Genomic DNA, 17,536 nt, shown 5'->3' on the forward strand with positions numbered 1-17,536 from the left:
CAAGGAGAGAGTTCCATGACTGTTCGTATCGGCATCAACGGCTTCGGGCGAATCGGCCGCAACGTCTTCCGGGCGGCGGCGGCACGGGACACGGACCTGGAGATCGTGGCGGTCAACGATCTGGGCGACGTGCCGACCATGGCCCATCTGCTCGCCTACGACTCGGTCCTCGGCCGCTTCCCCGGCGAGGTCACCTCCGAGCCCGGCGCGATCCGCGCCGGCGGCCGGACCGTCCAGGTGTTCGCCGAGCGCGACCCCGCAGGGCTGCCCTGGGGAGAGTTCGGCGTGGACGTGGTCATCGAGGCGACGGGCGTCTTCACCGACGCCGACCGGGCCCGCGCCCACGTCGAGGGCGGCGCCAAGAAGGTCATCGTCGCGGCCCCGGCCAGCGGCGAGGACGTCACGATCGTGCTCGGCGTGAACGACGACGCCTACGACCCCGAGCGGCACACGATCATCTCCAACGCCTCGTGCACCACCAACTGCCTCGGCGTCCTCGCGAAGGTGCTGCACGACGCCGTGGGCATCGACTCCGGCATGATGACCACCGTCCACGCCTACACCCAGGACCAGAACCTCCAGGACGCCCCGCACAAGGACCTGCGCCGCGCCCGTGCCGCGGGCCTGAACATCGTCCCGACCTCCAGCGGCGCCGCCAAGGCCATCGGTCTCGTCCTGCCCGAACTCGCCGGCCGCCTCGACGCGTTCGCGCTGCGGGTCCCCGTCCCGACCGGTTCGGTCACCGACCTCACCGTCACCACGCAACGGCCCACGAGCGTCGAGGAGATCAAGGAGGCGTACGCGGCGGCGGCCGCGGGACCGTACAAGGGAGTGCTGTCCTACACCGAGGCCCCCATCGTCAGCACCGACATCGTCACCGACCCCGCGTCCTGCGTCTTCGACGCCGGGCTCACCCGCGTCACGGGACCGCAGGTCAAGGTCGTCGGCTGGTACGACAACGAATGGGGCTACTCCAACCGCCTCATCGACCTCGCCCGGCTGGTCGGCGCCTCCCTCTAGCCGGAAGCTGCCGAGGCTAGCCGAGGGCGACCCGGACCGCGCCGCCCCGCACGTCCACCCGCGCCGTCCAGCTCCCGGAGACACGGAACGGCCGGTTCGGGACGGCCGGGCGGCGCGGGCGGGCGCGGTGCAGGGTCCTGCCGTCCTGGGTGATGACGAGGGTGGGGCGGGGGACGAACTCCGTGGCTCGGAGGGTGAATTGGTCCGTCGGCTCGTCCGGGCAGAGCCGGTTCGGGGCGATCCAGGCGAGCGGGGCCGCGACCCGCAGCGGCACCGAGGCCGAGGGCCAGTCCCCGTCGGCGAGGTAGCGCCGCACGGCCGCGGCCGCCAGGGCCCCCTCTCGGGCCACCACGCGCGCCGGCTCGGCGGCGTGCAGTACGTTGCCCACCGCGAAGACGCCTCGCTCGTCCGTGCGGAAGGCGCTGTCGACCGCGGGGCCCCGCGTGCCGGGATCGAGCAACAGGCCGCCGCGCCGCGCCAGTTCATGGTCGGGAATGAAGTCACCGGTGAAGACGACCGTGTCGCAGGGGACGTACGCCGTCCTGCCGTCCCGGTGGCGCAGCCTGACCCCCGACAGGCGGCCGCGGCCGAGGAGTTCGGCCACGGTGGCGTCGGTGAGCAGCGGTACGCCGCGCCGCAGCCGTGCGTCCAGGGCGCGGGCGGGCGGCGCCTGGTGGCGGGAGTGTTCGGTGACCTGCGCGGTGACGGAGACCCCGGCCCGCCGCAGCGTGTCGAGGGCCGTGAAGCTCACCGGTTCCGCGCCCACCACGACAGCCCGGGTGCCGATCCGCTGCCGGTGGAGGTGGACGGCCTGCTGGAGCTCGCCCGTGGTGTAGACCCCGGCGGGCCGCGTCCCCGGGACCAGGCGTGCGGCGCGCGGCCGCTCCCGGGCGCCCGTGGCGAGGACGACCGCGCGGGCGGTGATCCGCTCCAGGCCCCGGGGGCTCGTGGTGTCCAGGGTGAGCGGTGCCGACCAGGACGTGACGGTGACGCCGGTCCGCAGGACCGCGCCGGTGCCCACGGCCGCGGCCACGCACCGCTCCGCGTACTGCGGTCCGGTCATCCCGATGCGTCCGAAGCCCCCGTGCAGGCAGTGCCGCGGCACCCCGCCCGCCTGCCGCTCGCGGTCCACCACCTCGACCTCGCCGACGCCCGCCGCGGCAAGCCCGACCGCCGTGGCGAGGCCCGCGGGCCCGGCGCCGACGACCAGCACGTCGACAATCCGCTCGCGCCTCATCCGGTACCCAACTCCGCACCCCGTTCGTAGAGTTCCCGCACCACGGCACCGCAGTGGAAGCCCTGGCAGCGGCCGCCCCGCGCCCGGGTGCGCCGCCGCAGGCCGTCCAGCGAGCCGGGCGGCACCGTGGCCGCGAGGGCATCCCGGATCTCGCCGCGCGTCACCCGTTCACAGTGGCAGACCACGTCACCGTAGGCGGGATCGGTGGCGATGAGGTCGGCGCGCTGATAGGGGCGCGGGAAGGCCTCGCCGAGGTTCGGCATGCGGACGGGCGGCAGGTCGTGGGGGCCGGCCGGATCGAGACCCGTGGCGGCGAGGAGGTCGGTGACGTGTGCCGCGATGGCCAGGGACGCGGTGAGGCCGGTGGAGCGGATGCCGCCGACGGTGACGTAGCGCTGTTCCTTGTGGGCGCTGATGCGGTAGTCGTCGTGCTCGGTGGCGGCGCGCAGTCCGGCGTAGACCGCGGTGACCTCTTCGTCGAGCAGCTCCGGGAGGATGCGGCGGCCCTTCTCACGGAGCGCGGCGATGCCGTCGGCCGTCGACCCGGTGGCCGTCCTGTCGTCCAGCTCCTCGGCGGTGGGCCCCAGAAGGACGTTGCCGTATACGGTCGGGGCGACGAGGACGCCCTTGCCGAGCGCCGTGGGGACGGGCAGCAGGATGTGCCGCAGCAGGTCGCGGGCGAGCTTGTCGAAGACGAGGAGCTGGCCCCGGCGCGGGGTGACGGTGAAGTCGTCGTGGCCGAGCAGCCGGTCGACGGTGTCGGCGTGCAGGCCGGCGGCGTTGACGAGGTGCCGGGTCCGCACTGCGCCGCGGCTCGTGGTCAGGAGGTGCGTGTCGGTCGTCGTATCGACGCTCTGCACACGGCAGTTGAGGTGCAGGTCGACGCCGGCGCGCACGGCCTGGGTGGCGTAGGCGAGGGTGGTGGTCCAGGGGCAGATGATGCTCTCGCCGGGGACGTCGAGTGCGCCGAGGGCGCCGGGGCCGAGGTGCGGCTCACGCGCCCGGACCTCGGCGGGCCCGATGATCCGCGCCGCGTCGTAGCCGTTGCGCTCCGCCTTCTCCAAGAGGCCTGGCAGGGCCGCCAGTTGTTCGGCGTCCCAGGCGACGAGCAGCGCGCCGACCGGTTCGACGGGGATGCCGGACTCGGCGGCGTACGCGGCGAGCAGCCGTCCGCCCTCGCGGACCAGCCGGGCCTCCAGGGATCCGGGCACGGCGTCGAAGCCGGTGTGCAGGATCGCCGTGTTCGCCTTCGACGTGCCCTCGCCGACGTCGTTGGCCGCCTCAAGGAGGGCGATGCGCAGGCCGGGGTGGCGGGCCAGTTCGCGGGCGACGGCCGAGCCGACGACTCCCGCGCCGACGACGGTCACGTCGTACGTCACGTCGGGCGGCGCGCCGCGCCTGGTCAGCGCCATCAGGGCGTACGTTCCAGGAGTGCCGTCACCGCCGCGTCGAAGTCCGCGAGGCGTTCGGCGGCCCGGTCCGCGTCGATCCGCGGTTCGTAGACGGCGGCGGGCTCCCACCGCGGGACGACGTCGGCGACGGTGAGTGCGGGGTCGAGGCCCATGCGGGCGACGGCGGCCGCGCCGAGGGCGGTGACGTCGGGCAAAGCCGAGACTTCGACGGGCAGTTGCAGCAGGTCGGCCTGGGTCTGCATGAGCAGCGCCGAGCGGGTCAGACCGCCGTCGACGCGCAGGCTCGTCAGGGGCTGTCCCAGGTCGGCGGCGACGGCGTCGGCGAGCGAGACGACCTGCGCGGCGATGCCTTCGCAGAGGGCGCGCACCAGGTGGCCCGCGGTGGTGTCGAGGCCGAGCCCGGTCAGTGAGCCGCGCAGGTCGCCGCGCCACCAGGGGGCCGCGAGACCGGCGAGTGCCGGTACGAAGGTGACGCCCCCGGCGCCCGGGACGGTGGAGCCCACCGGGTCGATGTCCTCGGCGCCCGTGATCACGCCGAGGTCGGTGAGCCAGCGGACGGCGGACGCGGCCGTGTAGACCTGCCCGTCGAGGCAGTAGCTGCTGCGGCCCGCGAGCCGCCAGGCGACACAGCTGACCAGACCGGAGCTGCCGCGCCGTGGCCGCGCACCGGTCTGGGCGAGCAGGAACGCCCCTGTCCCGTAGGTGCACTTGGCGCTGCCCGGGGTGGTCACGTGCTGGGCGAGCAGTGCGGCCTGTTGGTCGACGAGGAGGCCGGTGAGGGGGAGTTCGGGGCCGAACGCGGTGGTCGTGCCGACCGGTCCCGCCGCGTCGACGACGCGGGGCAGCGGTTCGTCACCGAGGCCGTAGAGCTCCAGGGCGCGCGGTGACCAGGCGACGGTGTCGAGGTCGAGGAGCTGGGTGCGGCCCGCTGTCGCGGCGTCCGTCGCACAGGCCCCGGTGAGGCGGTGGACGAGCCAGGCGTCGCTGGTCGTGACCGTGCCACGCCGGGTCAGGTGGCGGCGTATCCACGCCATCTTGGGGGCGGCGAAGTACGGGTCGAGGGGCAGGCCGGTGAGGTCCCGCAACTCCTCTGCGTGGTCGACGAGTTCGGCGCAGACCGACTCGGCGCGGCGGTCCTGCCAGACGAGGGCGTCGGTGAGGGGGCGGCCGGTTTCCGGGTCCCAGGCGAGGACGGTCTCGCCCTGGTTGGCGAGGCCGACGGCGGCGACCGGTTCGCCCGCGTCCGCGAGCGCCCGGCGGCCCGCTTCGACGACGGAGGAGAACAGTTCGGCGGGGTCGGCCTCCACCAGGCCGCCGGGCAGGTGGCGGGGGCGCACCGGCGCCGCGCCCGATCCGATCACGCCGCGCTCCGGGCAGACGACGAGCGCCTTCGTCCCGGAGGTGCCCTGGTCCACGGCGAGCACGGGGCGCTGCGCCGGGGGCCGCTGATAGCTGATCACCGCGGGAAGACTGCTACAGCGTCCCTGAGGGCGTCAAGGGATCGCGGTGACGGATCGCGGTGACAGAAGACGCCCGTCAAATGATCGCTCGGCGCGCCGTATTGACAGAACGGGGTCATAAAAGATCGGTGAAGTCCCCTGCAACCGGAAGGCCCGGATCTACACTGTCCGCCGAGCCCCACCCGTCGACCGCCGCCCACACCTGCAACTCCCGCATCGAGCACGCCCGTTAAGCGTTCAACCTCCGCCCTCTTCCCCCAACAGAGGTCTCATGCCCATGCCGTTAGGCCGCCCGGTGTACCACCCGGCAGGCCACGACGAAGCGTTGCGCGCGGTGCTCCAGGACCTCAAGGCCGGCCGCTGGGTCTCCACGCGCAACCTGCTGACCGAGACACCCGACTGGGGGCTGTGGACCCAGCGCACGCAGATCCTGGGGGCCGCCGTCGCCGGGTCCGACGTGGTACGGACCTGGCGCGCCGAGGAACCGCGCAGCGCGTCGGCCGCGGTGCTGCACACCCGCGTCCTGGTGGAGCGGGCCCTGCGTGCCCACCGCACGGGGCACCGCGGGACCAACGACCTGTGGCGCGAGGCGGTCGCCGCGTGCGCCGACGCGTCGGCCATGTCGCCCGAGGACCCCGTGCCGTGGATCTGCCTGCTCGCCCTGGCCCGGCTGGACGTGGGGCAGCGCTGGGACGAGCACCGGGTGGCACCTCCGGAGCCGATGCTCTTCCCCGGCCCCTGGCAGTTCCTCGCCGAGGCCGACAAGCGGGACCCGGGCAACCGTGAGGCCTACCACCGGATGCTTCAGTTCGTGTACGGGCGCCGCGCGGAGGGGCCGCTCACCGAGGCGTACAACTTCGTGCAGTGGGCCTCGGCGTCGGCGCCCGCGGGCTCCGCGCTGCACCTGCTGCCGCTGCACGTGCGGGTCGAGCGGTACCGCAGGGAGTCCGGGCAGGAGCAGGCCCTCGATCTGCACTGGATCTCCGAGGACGCCACGCGCGCCGCGCTCCGCGCCCTGCATCTGTGGTTCGACCACGCGGCGCCCGCCACGACCTCGCTCCTGGACCTGAACCACCTGGCGCACGCGCTGTGGGGCGCCCACCAGTTCCACGACGCGTCGCGCGTGTTCCGGGCCCTCGACCCCTTCTACACGACCGTGCCGTGGGCGTACCGCACCCACTCCCCCGGTGACGCGGACGCCGCCGCCGAGGTCTTCGTCCAGGCCCGCGCCCGCTGCTTCAGCGCCTCCCGCGGCCCCGGCTAGGCCCACGCTCCCGCCCCACGGCCCCACCTTCCCCGCACCCCACCGCAGCTCCCCACCGGAGGTCCCACCGTGTCCCGCACCACCTGGTCGTCGAGCTCCGTCCCAGCGCCACGCCAGGACGAGGAGGAACGGCTCAGAGAGCTCGGCTACCAGCCCGTCCTCGCCCGCCGCATGGGCGGCTTCGGCAACTTCGCCATCAGCTTCTCCGTCATCTCCATCCTGTCCGGCTGCATGACCCTCTACGGCTTCGGGCTGACCACCGGCGGCCCCGCCGTGATGCTCTGGGGCTGGGTCGGCGTCGGCCTGTTCGTGCTCTGCGTGGGCCTCGCGCTCGCCGAGGTCACCAGCGCGTACCCGACGTCGGGCGCCCTCTACTACATGGCCGACCGGCTCGGCGGGCGCCGCTGGGGCTGGTACACCGGCTGGCTGAACCTCCTCGGTTTGCTCGGCGCGATAGCCGGCATCGACTACGGCGCCGCGCTGTTCACCGGCGCGTTCCTGAACCTGAAGTTCGGCTTCACGCCGACCCCGGAGAAGACGTTCCTGATCTTCCTGTGCATCCTGCTGCTGCACGCCGTCCTGAACCTCTTCAACGTCCGCCTGGTGAGCCTGCTCAACTCGGTCAGCGTGTGGTGGCACCTGGCCGGCGTCACCGTGATCGTCGGCGCCCTCGCGATCGTCCCCGATCACCACCAGTCCGCCTCGGACGTCTTCACCACGTACTTCGACGGCACCGGCTGGGACAACCCGCTCTACGTCACCGCCATCGGCCTGCTCCTCGCCCAGTACACGTTCTCCGGCTACGACGCGTCCGCGCACCTGTCCGAGGAGACCTCCAACGCGTCGGTGTCCGCGGCCCGCGGCATCGTGCGCGCCATCTGGGCGTCCTGGATCGCCGGGTTCGTGCTGCTCACGGGGCTGACCTTCGCGATCCAGGACTACGCGGGCACGCTCGACACGGACACCGGGGTACCGCCCGCGCAGATCATGATCGACGCGCTCGGCGAGTCCGGGGCGATGGCGCTGCTGCTCATCGTGATCGTGGCGCAGCTGTTCTGCGGCAACGCCGAGACGGCCGCCGCGAGCCGCATGGTGTTCGCGTTCAGCCGCGACAACGCGCTGCCGGGGTCCGCGCTCTGGCGCAAGGTCAGCTCCCGCACCCAGGTGCCGGTGCCCGCGGTGTGGCTGTCGGTGGGACTCGCCGCGGTGATCGCCCTGCCGTCCCTGTACTCGGCGACCGCGTACACCGCCGTGACCGCCATCAACGTCATCGGGATCACGCCCGCGTACGCCATCCCGATCTACCTGCGCCTGCGCGCCGGCGACCGCTTCCGCCCCGGACCGTGGAACCTGGGCCGCTGGAGCAGGCCCATCGGCTGGACCGCGGTGGTCTGGGTGGCGTTCGTGACGGTGCTGTTCTGTCTCCCGCAGACCTCGCCGGTGACGGCCGAGACGATGAACTACGCGTCGATCGCGCTCGCCGTGGTGCTGCTCCTGGCCACCGTGTGGTGGTTCGTGGCGCGCCGCTCCTACAGCACCCCGCAGGCGTACGGCTCGGACCGCGAGCAGGCCGAGGTCGCGGAGAACATCGTCTGACCGAGTACGGGGGGCGCGTCGGGACTCCCCCGTCGGAGCGTCAGCGGCCGCCCGCGACCCTCAGCACCGTGCCCGTCGCGTACGAGGCGTCGTCCGAGAGCAGCCAGGCGACGGCCGCCGCGATCTCCGACGGCCGGCCGGCGCGGCCCAGCGGGATGCCCGACGCGAGCTTCGCGGGGCGCTCGGGGTCGGCGTGGAACTCGGTCCAGATGACGCCGGGCGCCACGGCGTTGACGCGGATGCCGTCCGCCGCGACCTCCTTGGACAGACCGACCGTCATCGTGTCGACCGCGCCCTTGGCGGCCGCGTAGTGCACGTACTCGCCGGGTGCGCCGAGGGTGGCCGCGGCGGACGAGAGGTTCACGATCGCGCCGCCGCCGGTGGCCCGCATGTCCCGCACCGCGCGCCGGGCGCAGAGCAGATATCCCAGTACGTTCACGTCGAGCGCCCGGCGCATGCCCTCGGCGTCGGCGTCGGCGAGGGGGCCGACGGGGCCGCTGACACCGGCGTTGTTGACCAGTCCGGTGACCGGGCCGAGCTCGGCGGCGGCGGTGTCGAAGAGGCGGTCGACGTCGGCCTCGTCGGCGGTGTCGACCCGGACGGTGACGCAGCGGCGTCCGGCCGCGCGGACCGCGTCGGCGGCCTCCTGCGCGGCGGCCGCGTTCGAACCGTAGCCGATGACGACGTCATGGCCGTCCGCGGCGAGCCGTGCGCTGACAGCGGCGCCGATGCCACGACTGCCGCCGGTGACGACGGTGACGGGGTGGAGCTGCACGGGGACCTCCGGCTCTGGGTGGCTGACTGTCGCGCCGCCCGGACGCGGGGGTCGGCCCGCGTCCGGAACACGCCGTCATCCTACGAAGCGGTGATCTTCGTCAGGGCCGAGGGGCGCCGTCGCCGCGGCCGCGCGGGGCTACCGGGTCTCCGCCGGGAGCACGGCGTCCTCCGGGGCCGCCTTCTCCGCGGGCAGGCTGTCCATGAAGGAGCTGACCGAGAAGACGGCGTTGCCGGGGCCCGCCGGGCCGTATCCGGGCGGCGAGGAGAGGCCGTTCGCCTCCATCGTGGCGCGGTAGGCCTCCAGGAGCCGCACGTGGTACTCCAGGGGCGCGCCCTGCGGGTTCGCCTTGCCGAGCGGGGTCGTCGGCTCCGGGCACCAGGTGGTGAAGCGGGGCGTGATGCCGCGCGACATGAAGTACTGGAGCCCCTCGACGGTCGAGTCGATGGCCTCGTCGACGGTCTTGAAGCCGAAGGGCTCCGCCATCTCCACGCCCGCCACGAAGTTCGGGATCACATTGCGCGGCCCGAACACCTCCGCGGAGTCCAGGATGCGGCGGTGCCACTCGTCGCGGCCGACGTAGCGCTCCTTGCCGGGGCAGTACCGCTCGAAGAGGTACGGATCCCACACCTCGTAGTTGGGGTGGTAGATCCGCACGCCGTAGTCGTGGAAGCGCTGCACGTCCGCCTTGGGCAGGGCCTGGGCGACGACCTTGCCGATCCAGCGGCCCGGGAAGCGCTCCTCGATGGCCTTCGCGTACTGCCCGTAGAAGTCGGCCTCGTCCTTGCCCTGGAGCCGCGTGGTGATGGCCCCGCCGGTGAGCGTGTACGCGGTGGACGACTTGTTCGTGTCGTACTTGTCGATGATGGCGAGGGCCTCCAGGACCTCGTCCATCGGCTTCACGCCCGTGTAGGGGCGGCCCGCCGCCTTCTGCTGGCGCCAGTTGTGGTTGATGTCGCAGTACTGGCACTCCTCCTTGGCGCCGAAGTACTGGCAGACCCGGAAGACCGTCAGATAGATGAGGTAGCCCCACTGGATGGTGGGCGCCACCTCCATCACCGACTTGCCGTTCTCCAGCGTGTGCCGGTAGTAGTCCGGCATCGGGGGCAGGCCGACGTCGGAGATCCGCACGCCGTCCAGGTAGAGGCCGAGCACGCCGTTGTCGTCGGCGGCCACGCGGTACGGCGACGCCGGGTTCACGCGGACCGAGACGACGGTGCGGCGCAGCTCGTAGGGGCCGCCGGTGAGGACGATCTCCTCCGGCGGACGGCGCAGCGCGGCGGCGCCCAGCTCGGGGAGCGTGCCGTGGTCGAAGGAGAAGATGAAGTACGACTTCGGCTTGACGTCACCGGAAGCCTCGTTGGAGGTATCGCTGAGCGCCGACTCGTCGAAGGCGATGCCGCCGCGCAGCAGATCCTCCTTGATCACGGCTTCCCGCGGCACGTGCGGGAACCGCTCCATGAGTGACTCGATGAGCTGGGTACGGCTCTCGCTGCGGCTTGGCATGGGCCGGGCACCTCGGAATCCTGTCGACCGATCTGTTCCGTCCACGCTAATACCCCGCCGATCCGTTCCGGATCCGACTCCGGTCGCAGGACGCGTCCGCCGCAGGTCTATCCTGCGGGCCCGGCCGGGCGAGCCGGGTACGATCTCCGGCATGCCGCCCGCCGACCCCCGCATACCCGCCCCGAAGTGCGGAAACGGGCCACAGACCACTCCGGCACGGACTAGGATGAATGCTGCCGAAGCGGGCAGCGGGCAGCGGGCAGCGGGCAGCGGGTCCTGTCCCGTCGCGGGTGCCTCCGGCGACGGACAGCAGCGGCGAGAAGCACGTGCTCTTCGCCGCCCGGTCGGCGACCGCCCTGCACCGGCTCGTCGACGTGCTCCCCGTCTTCGCCGGTGACCACCGCGTCCGCCGCCGCTTCACCCTCGTGCCCGGCTCCGACTTCGGCGCCGACGCCCTCGCGGCCGTCGAGCGGGCGGGCGCGCGCACCATTCCGTGGGCGGAGGCCCTCACCTGCCGCCACGACCTGATCCTGGCCGCCAGCCCCAAGGGCGGCCTCGCCGAGCTCCGCGGCCCGCGGGTCCTGCTGCCGCACGGCGCGGGCTACAACAAGGCCCTCGGCGCGGAGACGGAAGGGGGCGGCCCCGGCGACTCCGCGTCCGGCATGGCCCCGGCGCTCCTGCTGCCGGGCGGCCGGCCCCTGGCGCGCCTCCACGCCCTCGCCCACCCCTCCCAGGTCGCCCGCCTCGCCACCGAGTGCCCGCCCGCGGCGGCGCGCGCCACGGTGACCGGCGATCCCACGCTCGACCGGGTCCTCGCCTCGCTGCCGCTGCGCGAGCGCTACCGGACCGCGCTGCGCACCCACGGGCGGCGACTCGTCGTCCTCACCTCCACGTGGGGGCCGCACTCCCTGCTCCGGCGCCACCCCGGGCTCCCCGCCCGCCTGGCCGCCGAGCTCCCCCACGACACGTACCAGCTCGGGCTCGTCCTGCACCCCAACGAACACAGCAGGACCGGCGGGTTCGACCTCGCCCAGGACCTCGCGCCCGCCCTCGACGCGGGCATGGTCCTGGCCCGGCCGCACGAGGAGTGGGCCTCGCTGCTCATCGCCGCCGACACGGTGATCACCGATCACGGCTCGGCGGCGCTGTACGCGGCGGCGGCGCGCGACGTCCCGGTGATCGCCGCGGGCGACGGCGGCGGCGAGCTGATACCGGGCACCCCGATGGCCCGACTCCTCGCCTGCGCACCGGCGTTGCCCTCCTTGGGCCGGCCGACTGCGGCCGATCTGGAGCGCGCCGTCGCCGCGCACCGGCCCGGTGTCCCGGCCGCGGCGGCCGGGCAGGCGTTCGCCGAGCGGGGGCATGCCGTACGCCGGCTGCGCGAGGAGCTGTACCGCGTCCTCGGCCTGACCCCGCCGGACACGCCCGCCGAGCCGCGCCTCCTGCCGGACCCCGCACCCGCCACCCGCACCCCCGCGGCCTTCGCCGTCCAGATCTCCCGGCAAGGCCCGCACCTGCACATCGAACGACGGCCCGCACGCTCCGACGCACCCGCCCATCACCTGGCGGCCGAGGACGGCAGGGCGTCGGACACCCAGGTGCAGAGCGCCGGGCTCGTGTTCCGCCGCGCCTCCCGCCCCGCCGGCCACCCCGTGCGCGGCGAGACCTGGACCGTCGACGGCTGGACGCGGCACGCGCTCGACGAGTACGGCGGCCCGCGCACGGCCGCCGTCGCGCTGAGCGCCGCGCACTGCGTGCTGCGCCGGTCCGGCGGCGCCCTCCTCTCCGTCCGTGTCGAACCGCACCGGGAGCCGGGTGGCCGCCTGCTCCACGCGGACCCGGCAGCGGTGCTCTCCGGCGTACACGCGTGGCTCGTGAACCACCCGGGGACGCCCACCGCCCCGGTGACGGTCCCCTGCGTCATCGCGGACCGCACCCACCGCGCGACCGTGGCCCTCGCCACCCAGGCGGAGGGGCAGCAGGAGATCTAGGTCCCGCCCCGGCGGGGACCTCACGGAGGCGGGATGAGTTCGATCAGGAACTCCTGGTCGGCGGCGCCGGAGCAGCGGCCCTGGACGATCTCCGCGCCGGCTTCGGTGTCCTGGTCGCGCAGGCTCAGACACTGGCCCGTGACGACGGGTTGCAGGCGGAAGTGCGTCGCGGCGGCCGGGCCGAGGGGGCTGACGCGGAACTGCTGGGCCCGGTCCTCGTCGGCGCAGTCGTCGCGAGGTTCGAGCAGGTCGCGGCCCGGCCCCTGCCGCAGGACCGTCAGGCAGCCGATGCGGTACTTCGGGTGGTGCCACTGGATCTGTACGACGTCCTTGCCCAGGGGTTCGAGGAAGACGCGGGGCTGGACCGCCTTCGCGCAGGGTCGCTGGACGGCGACGGCGGTCTTGTAGGCACCGGTGCGGTCCTTGCCCTCCGTCACGCAGAGCTCCGGCGTCCGGGCGGGGTGGATGCGTGCCCAGCTGCCCACCACCGGGATCCGCACGCCTGTGACGGGCATCGCGGCCGACACGGCCGTCGGCTCCGGCGCGTCGACGAGACTGCCGACGCCGAGGGTGCCTGCGACCCCGAGGCCCGCTGCGGCGGCCAGTCCGGCGGCCGTGTGCCACCACGGGGCGCGCACCGGGACGGACGCGGCGGTCCGGTCGTCGCCGCCCTCGGTGCCGCCGCCCCCGGTGCCGCCGACCGGTGCGTGTTCGTCGGTGGCGAGGCGCCGGCGGACCGCGAGCCACTGGCGTACTTCCTCGTCACCCAGGCCGCACGCGCGGGTGTAGGCCTCGACGAACCGTTCCCGGGGCAGGGTGACGCGGCCGAGGGTGGTCGCGATGGTGCTGGTGGGCAGGGTGTCTCCGTGTGCGGTGGCCTTGCTCTCCAGCTGACGGTAGGTCAGTCCGGACCACATCCGCATCGTGCGGAGCGCCGCCGCGAACTCGGCCGGGGTGCCGACCCCCGCCGGTTCCGGCGCTTCGGCCGGCCGTCCGGCCGCGGCGCCTCCCTCGTCCCGGCTCGTCACGGCGTCGGCCGGAGCCGGCGAAGAGCCCTCGCCGACGGGCGACGCCCTGGCGTGCGGGCGTGTACGGAACGCGCTGAGCACCGTTCCGAACAGGCTCGAACGCCGTTCGGCCTTGTCGGCGTGGTGCGCAACGGGCAGCGTCTGCCCCGACCGGTTCCGACCTTCACGCCGCCGCCCCCTTCGATGCCTGAGCACAGGAAGGCGGCCAACCTATGCACCACCGCTCCCGGTCGGCAGGTTTCATCCAGTCAATGTCACCGTCCGGCACATCGATCTCCAAGGAGCATCATGCGTACTCGCACCTGGTTCGTCGGGCTCGCGGCGGGAGCCGCTCTGCTGGCCGGCGGTTCGGTCACGACCGCACAGGCGGCCCCTGCCGCCGACGCCGGCGGGGAACCGCCCCGCTGGTCCCCCAGCGGGGTCCAGAGCTGTTCCTCCCACTCCCACAGCGACATCGACCCCGGCGGCGGGCAGACGGTCAGCACCCAGACGCTGCGCCGCAGCGGCCCGCACAACACCTGCGGCAGCAACCCCGTCCACAGCACGGCGGTCGACTACCACTGCTACACCACGAACGAGTCCGGCAACACGTGGACCTATGTGACGGTCCGTTCGACCGGAGCCCAGGGCTGGGTGTACGACGGGAACCTGACGAACGGCGGCAGCAACTACGCGTGCTGAGCTGACGCCTCACCGGGGTCGTCCAGGCCGCCGCCCCGCTCCCGCACCGCGCGCGCCGCGGTGCGGTACTCCGTGGCGGCGGCCTCGTCCCCCGTCTCCGCGGCCAGGTCGGCCAGGGCGTCCAGGGCCCGCAGCTCCTCGCGGGGGGACTCGCTGAGGCGGGCCTCCCGCAGCGACTCGTCGTAGAGCGCCATGGCCTCGCCGGACCGTCCGACGCGGCGCAGCACCCGGGCGAGCGCGAAGCCCGTACGGGCGGTGAGGCGGGCTCGGCCCAGCTCCTCGGCCCGCGTGTGCGCGGCCGTCAACAGGCGTGCTGCGCGGTCGAGTTCGCCGAGTTCGGTGAGGGCCTTGCCGAGCAGGTACGTCTGGAGCATGGCGCCGTAGGCGTTGCCGATCTCCGTGTGGACGCGTCCGGACGCCTCGAAGTCCGCGGCCGCCGCCGCCCACTCGCCGCGGGCGGCGCCGAGCAGTCCGCGGAACTCGATGACCGAGGCGCGCAGCCTTCTCTCCGGGGTGGTGTCCCCCAGCGTCTCGGCGGCCGCGGACGCGAGCCGCAGTTCCGTCGCCGCGTCGTCGAAACGTCCCCGCTCCCACAGCGGGCGCGCGAGCTGGCAGCGCATGCGGATCAGTGCGGTGAGGGGGCCTCCGGCGCGCAGCGCGGCGTCGCGTCCCGTGCTGAAGGTGTCGATGACCCGGGTGAGGCGGGGGTGGTCCATGTAGTGGGTCCACAGGGGTTCGCAGAGCGCCCAGGCCTCCGCGTCGAGTCCGTGCGCGTGGGCGATGCGCACGCAGTCGTGGAGCGCGAACCGTTGGGCCTCCAGCCAGTGCAGCGCCTTCGCCTTCCGCTGCTTCTCGCTGTCGGCGGCGGTGATGCCGAAGTCCGTGTCGGGGGTGCCGGGCAGGCACGGCACCGGCTCGGCGAAGGTCATGCGCGGGCCGGCGCGCAGCGTGTCGGCGCGCTGGGCCTGGCGGAGGTACCAGCGGATGACGCGCCGCCGGCCTTCGCCCGCCTCGGTGCTGTCGCCGTCCCGGCGCACCCGGTCCGCCCGGCGTGCCGCGTGGGCGCGCAGCAGGTCGTGCAGGCGCAGCCGTCCGTCCCGCTCCCTGGTCAGGAGGCTCGCCCTGACCAGCTCGTCCAGGGCGTCCTCGGCCTCGTCCTCTCCCCTGCCGAGCAGCGCGGTGGCCGCCTCCGGGTCGATCCAGGGGCCGGGGTGCTCGACAAGCAGCCGGTAGAGCGCGCCGGCGCCCGGGGTGAGGTCCTGGTACGCGGCGTCCCACACGGCCTCCACCGTGGGCACCCCTTTCGCGTCGAGTTCGGCGGCGAGCTGCGCGGTGAGGCGTGCGAGTCTGCGGGTGCGGTGCTTGCGCAGCCATTCGGCGGCCACGTGGAGGGCGGCGGGCAGGCCGCCGCAGATCCGGGTGAGCTCGGCGGCCGACGCGGGATCGGCGGTGAGCCGCGGGTCGTCGACGATGCGGTGCAACAGCCGCTCGGCGTGCGGCTCTTCGAGCGGGCCGACGGGGAGCTCCAGGTCGACGCCGCCCTCCACGTCGTAGAGCGTCTGGCGGCTGGTGGCGACCACGACGCTCTCCGCCGACGACGGGAGGAGCCGGCTGACCTCGGTGCCGGAGCGGACGTTGTCCAGGACGAGGACGAGGCGCCGCTTGCCGGTCTGCTCCCAGTACTGCTTGCGGCGCCGCGCCGGTGGGCCTTCGAGGAGGTCGGTGACCTTGAAGGAGCGCAGCAGTTCGCCCATGACGTCGGCGAGGTCGGCGCCGCCGTCGGGCCGGTGGTCGTCGAGGTCGACGTAGCGCACCACGTAGGTGTGCTCGTCGGCGAGGCGGTGGGCCAGGTGCACGGCGAGCGCGGTCTTGCCGACACCGTGCACGCCGGTGACGGAGACGACCAGCGGGCGTCCGGCCGTCCTGGGGCGGGCGGCGATGTCGAGCACGCGCGAACGCTGGTCGTCGCGGTCCTCGAAGTGCCGCACGTCCGGGGGCATCTGATGGGGCATGAGGGAGTCCTCGGGCGTGCCCGGGGCGCCGTACACGTTCAGCACCTCCACCCGGCCCGTCTGGACGGCCGTCCCGACCTGTGCCTGCCCGCTCACACTGTTCCGCGTCCGCTCGTCCACGGCCCCAACCCTAGGAGACGCTCGCGTTCGGTGAGAGGGGCTCAGGTGTTTCGCGACAGGGAGCCCGAGTTCCGTGACGGGAGAGGGCGGCGGACGTCTCCTGGGGGCCTGTTCACAGGAGTGACGCAGGAGGCGACAACCGGGCAGTTTCTCCGGGGAGCGGGAAGTGCTGCCTCACGTCTGATCGCACTGGTGGTCGGCGTGCGGTGTGCCGCCCTCCGCCGCCGGGGGCGGCATCTGGCATGGCCTGTTCCGGCCCACCGGAAGGTGTAGCGGGCATGTGACTAAATCCCCGGGGAACTGCTGAGGACTCCGGACGGAAGGACATCACTTGATGCGCCATCAGCTGTCGAGCGTCACCACTGCCGCGTACGACGAGGCGGTCGTCCACTACACCTCGCCGAAGCGGCGGGACCCGGTGAAACGGCTCTGGGAAGAGCCCGTGACCCAAGACTTACTGGCCCGGGCGCTGGGATATCTGGGCCCCCGGGAGAAGACCCGAGTACTGGACGTGGGCTGCGGAGCGGGGGAAGGACTCAACTTCCTTCTCGCCCTGGAAGAGACCCAGCCCTGGCAGTTCACGAAAGGGCGCTACGAATACTGTGGCCTCGACATGGACGAGGCGCTCCTGGAGACGGCCCGCATGCTCCACTGCCGACGCCCGGAAGCCGGGTTCGTACAGGCGGACATGCGCGACCACGTCCCGCAGGATCCGTACGATCTCTACTTCTCCAGTGGGGTGCCGTACTCGCACCTCACTCCCGCCGAACTCACCGACGTCCTGAGCAGAATCTTCGCCGCCGTGCGGCGCAACCACACCCGGTCCGTCGTCGTGGTCGACGTCCTCGGTCGTTTCTCGATCGAGTGGGCCGACATGTGGGCGAACCAGCGGTGGGACTACCGGATGAGCTTCTTCCAGGGTGGCTCGTCCGCGGACGCCGCACCGGCGCCCTCCGTCCCGATGACGTTCTGGGACTCCTGGGGGCTGCGCAGGGTCATCGACGAGGCATGCGACCGCGCCGGCCAGCGGTACGAGAAGGTCTCGTTCCACGACCGGTCCATCATGGTCGGCCGGCACACGCAGACCCGGGAGTTCAACCCCGACATCCCGCCCTACCGGCTCCTGGTGAACCGGCTGGAACGCGGCGACGAAACAGTCACCCCCTCAGACCTCCGTTTCCCGCGCCTGCCCACAGGGACGGCGCCGGACCACGTCCTGAACTTCTTCGACGCCTTCGAGGAACAGTGGCAGGCCCTCCTGCGGACCGACTTCGGCCGACTCCCCGGCGAGATCGGTGCCCCGATGCTGGCCTGCGGACTGCGCCGCCTGGAGCACCGGATGGCACCCGGCCTCGGCGTCGGGCACTCCCTGACCGCGCTCGTCCACCTCGATGCCCAGGAACCCGACAACGGCGCGCGGAGGCTCTGAGCGGA

At 73.4% G+C, this 17,536-nt stretch carries 13 protein-coding genes; 6 read left to right on the forward strand and 7 right to left on the reverse strand.

Going from position 1 to position 17,536, the window contains the following annotated elements; all coding sequences use genetic code 11:
* The first annotated feature begins 15 nt into the window (after positions 1 to 15).
* Entirely contained in the window at positions 16 to 1,020 is a 1,005-nt protein-coding gene (gene gap / locus ACZ4Z4_RS07535; RefSeq protein ID WP_468323570.1) for a type I glyceraldehyde-3-phosphate dehydrogenase, read from the forward strand.
* 16 nt (positions 1,021 to 1,036) lie between these two features.
* Here the strand turns inward: gap and ACZ4Z4_RS07540 are convergent, their stop codons facing one another.
* Genes ACZ4Z4_RS07540 through ACZ4Z4_RS07550 form a run of 3 tightly spaced genes read right to left on the reverse strand, consistent with a single transcriptional unit; the run spans position 1,037 to position 5,129 of the window.
* A complete protein-coding gene (locus ACZ4Z4_RS07540) occupies positions 1,037 to 2,257 on the reverse strand; it encodes an NAD(P)/FAD-dependent oxidoreductase (RefSeq protein WP_468323572.1) in 1,221 nt (406 codons plus the stop codon).
* Complete coding sequence (locus ACZ4Z4_RS07545; RefSeq protein ID WP_468323575.1) at positions 2,254 to 3,669, reverse strand: FAD-dependent oxidoreductase; 1,416 nt, start codon at positions 3,667 to 3,669, stop codon at positions 2,254 to 2,256. The genes ACZ4Z4_RS07540 and ACZ4Z4_RS07545 overlap by 4 nt, the downstream gene beginning before the upstream one ends.
* The gene (locus tag ACZ4Z4_RS07550) at positions 3,669 to 5,129 is read right to left on the reverse strand and encodes an FGGY family carbohydrate kinase (protein WP_468323577.1); all 1,461 of its coding nucleotides are present in this window, start codon (positions 5,127 to 5,129) and stop codon (positions 3,669 to 3,671) included. Before ACZ4Z4_RS07550 ends, ACZ4Z4_RS07545 begins: the two co-directional genes overlap by 1 nt.
* Before the next feature lie 271 nt (positions 5,130 to 5,400).
* Between ACZ4Z4_RS07550 and ACZ4Z4_RS07555 the strand changes: the two genes are divergently transcribed.
* Both ACZ4Z4_RS07555 and ACZ4Z4_RS07560 read left to right on the forward strand, forming a co-directional pair.
* Positions 5,401 to 6,393 (forward strand): hypothetical protein, encoded by a 993-nt coding sequence (locus ACZ4Z4_RS07555; RefSeq protein ID WP_468323579.1) that lies wholly within the window; start codon positions 5,401 to 5,403, stop codon positions 6,391 to 6,393.
* Between the two features lie 69 nt (positions 6,394 to 6,462).
* Positions 6,463 to 7,989 carry an amino acid permease gene (locus ACZ4Z4_RS07560; protein WP_468323582.1) on the forward strand — a complete coding sequence of 509 codons (1,527 nt, stop codon included), beginning with the start codon at positions 6,463 to 6,465 and terminating at the stop codon, positions 7,987 to 7,989.
* 40 nt (positions 7,990 to 8,029) lie between these two features.
* Here the strand turns inward: ACZ4Z4_RS07560 and ACZ4Z4_RS07565 are convergent, their stop codons facing one another.
* Together ACZ4Z4_RS07565 and ACZ4Z4_RS07570 are read right to left on the reverse strand one after the other, a co-directional pair.
* A complete protein-coding gene (locus ACZ4Z4_RS07565; RefSeq protein ID WP_468323585.1) occupies positions 8,030 to 8,764 on the reverse strand; it encodes an SDR family NAD(P)-dependent oxidoreductase in 735 nt (244 codons plus the stop codon).
* 138 nt (positions 8,765 to 8,902) lie between these two features.
* Positions 8,903 to 10,270, reverse strand: a complete 1,368-nt coding sequence (locus tag ACZ4Z4_RS07570; RefSeq protein WP_468323588.1) for a radical SAM protein — start codon at positions 10,268 to 10,270, stop codon at positions 8,903 to 8,905.
* 290 nt (positions 10,271 to 10,560) lie between these two features.
* Between ACZ4Z4_RS07570 and ACZ4Z4_RS07575 the strand changes: the two genes are divergently transcribed.
* A complete protein-coding gene (locus tag ACZ4Z4_RS07575; RefSeq protein WP_468323591.1) occupies positions 10,561 to 12,261 on the forward strand; it encodes a translation initiation factor 2 in 1,701 nt (566 codons plus the stop codon).
* A gap of 20 nt (positions 12,262 to 12,281) precedes the next feature.
* Here ACZ4Z4_RS07575 and ACZ4Z4_RS07580 read toward each other — a convergent pair whose 3' ends face one another.
* Positions 12,282 to 13,289 (reverse strand): helix-turn-helix domain-containing protein, encoded by a 1,008-nt coding sequence (locus ACZ4Z4_RS07580; protein WP_468323593.1) that lies wholly within the window; start codon positions 13,287 to 13,289, stop codon positions 12,282 to 12,284.
* Positions 13,290 to 13,577: 288 nt separating this feature from the next.
* On the opposite strand from ACZ4Z4_RS07580, the gene ACZ4Z4_RS07585 reads away from it, so the two are divergent.
* The gene (locus ACZ4Z4_RS07585; protein ID WP_468323595.1) at positions 13,578 to 13,970 is read left to right on the forward strand and encodes a hypothetical protein; all 393 of its coding nucleotides are present in this window, start codon (positions 13,578 to 13,580) and stop codon (positions 13,968 to 13,970) included.
* On the opposite strand, the gene ACZ4Z4_RS07590 is transcribed toward ACZ4Z4_RS07585, so the two are convergent.
* On the reverse strand, positions 13,958 to 16,102 hold the full coding sequence (locus ACZ4Z4_RS07590; RefSeq protein WP_468323597.1) for a hypothetical protein: 2,145 nt from the start codon (positions 16,100 to 16,102) through the stop codon (positions 13,958 to 13,960). The genes ACZ4Z4_RS07585 and ACZ4Z4_RS07590 overlap by 13 nt on opposite strands.
* Before the next feature lie 334 nt (positions 16,103 to 16,436).
* Here ACZ4Z4_RS07590 and ACZ4Z4_RS07595 point away from each other — a divergent pair, with 334 nt between their 5' ends.
* Positions 16,437 to 17,531, forward strand: a complete 1,095-nt coding sequence (locus tag ACZ4Z4_RS07595) for a class I SAM-dependent methyltransferase (RefSeq protein ID WP_468323600.1) — start codon at positions 16,437 to 16,439, stop codon at positions 17,529 to 17,531.
* The last annotated feature ends 5 nt before the right edge of the window (positions 17,532 to 17,536 follow it).

The sequence above is a fragment of the Streptomyces sp. NPDC030245 genome (assembly GCF_055572995.1).

What these genes read in the sequence shown, in the direction of transcription:
- gap (WP_468323570.1), top strand. Translation starts at nt 16, where the DNA reads ATGACTGTTCGTATCGGCATCAACGGCTTCGGGCGAATCGGCCGCAAC.
- ACZ4Z4_RS07540 (WP_468323572.1), bottom strand. Translation starts at nt 2,257, where the DNA reads ATGAGGCGCGAGCGGATTGTCGACGTGCTGGTCGTCGGCGCCGGGCCC.
- ACZ4Z4_RS07545 (WP_468323575.1), bottom strand. Translation starts at nt 3,669, where the DNA reads ATGGCGCTGACCAGGCGCGGCGCGCCGCCCGACGTGACGTACGACGTG.
- ACZ4Z4_RS07555 (WP_468323579.1), top strand. Translation starts at nt 5,401, where the DNA reads ATGCCCATGCCGTTAGGCCGCCCGGTGTACCACCCGGCAGGCCACGAC.
- ACZ4Z4_RS07570 (WP_468323588.1), bottom strand. Translation starts at nt 10,270, where the DNA reads ATGCCAAGCCGCAGCGAGAGCCGTACCCAGCTCATCGAGTCACTCATG.
- ACZ4Z4_RS07585 (WP_468323595.1), top strand. Translation starts at nt 13,578, where the DNA reads ATGCGTACTCGCACCTGGTTCGTCGGGCTCGCGGCGGGAGCCGCTCTG.
- ACZ4Z4_RS07595 (WP_468323600.1), top strand. Translation starts at nt 16,437, where the DNA reads ATGCGCCATCAGCTGTCGAGCGTCACCACTGCCGCGTACGACGAGGCG.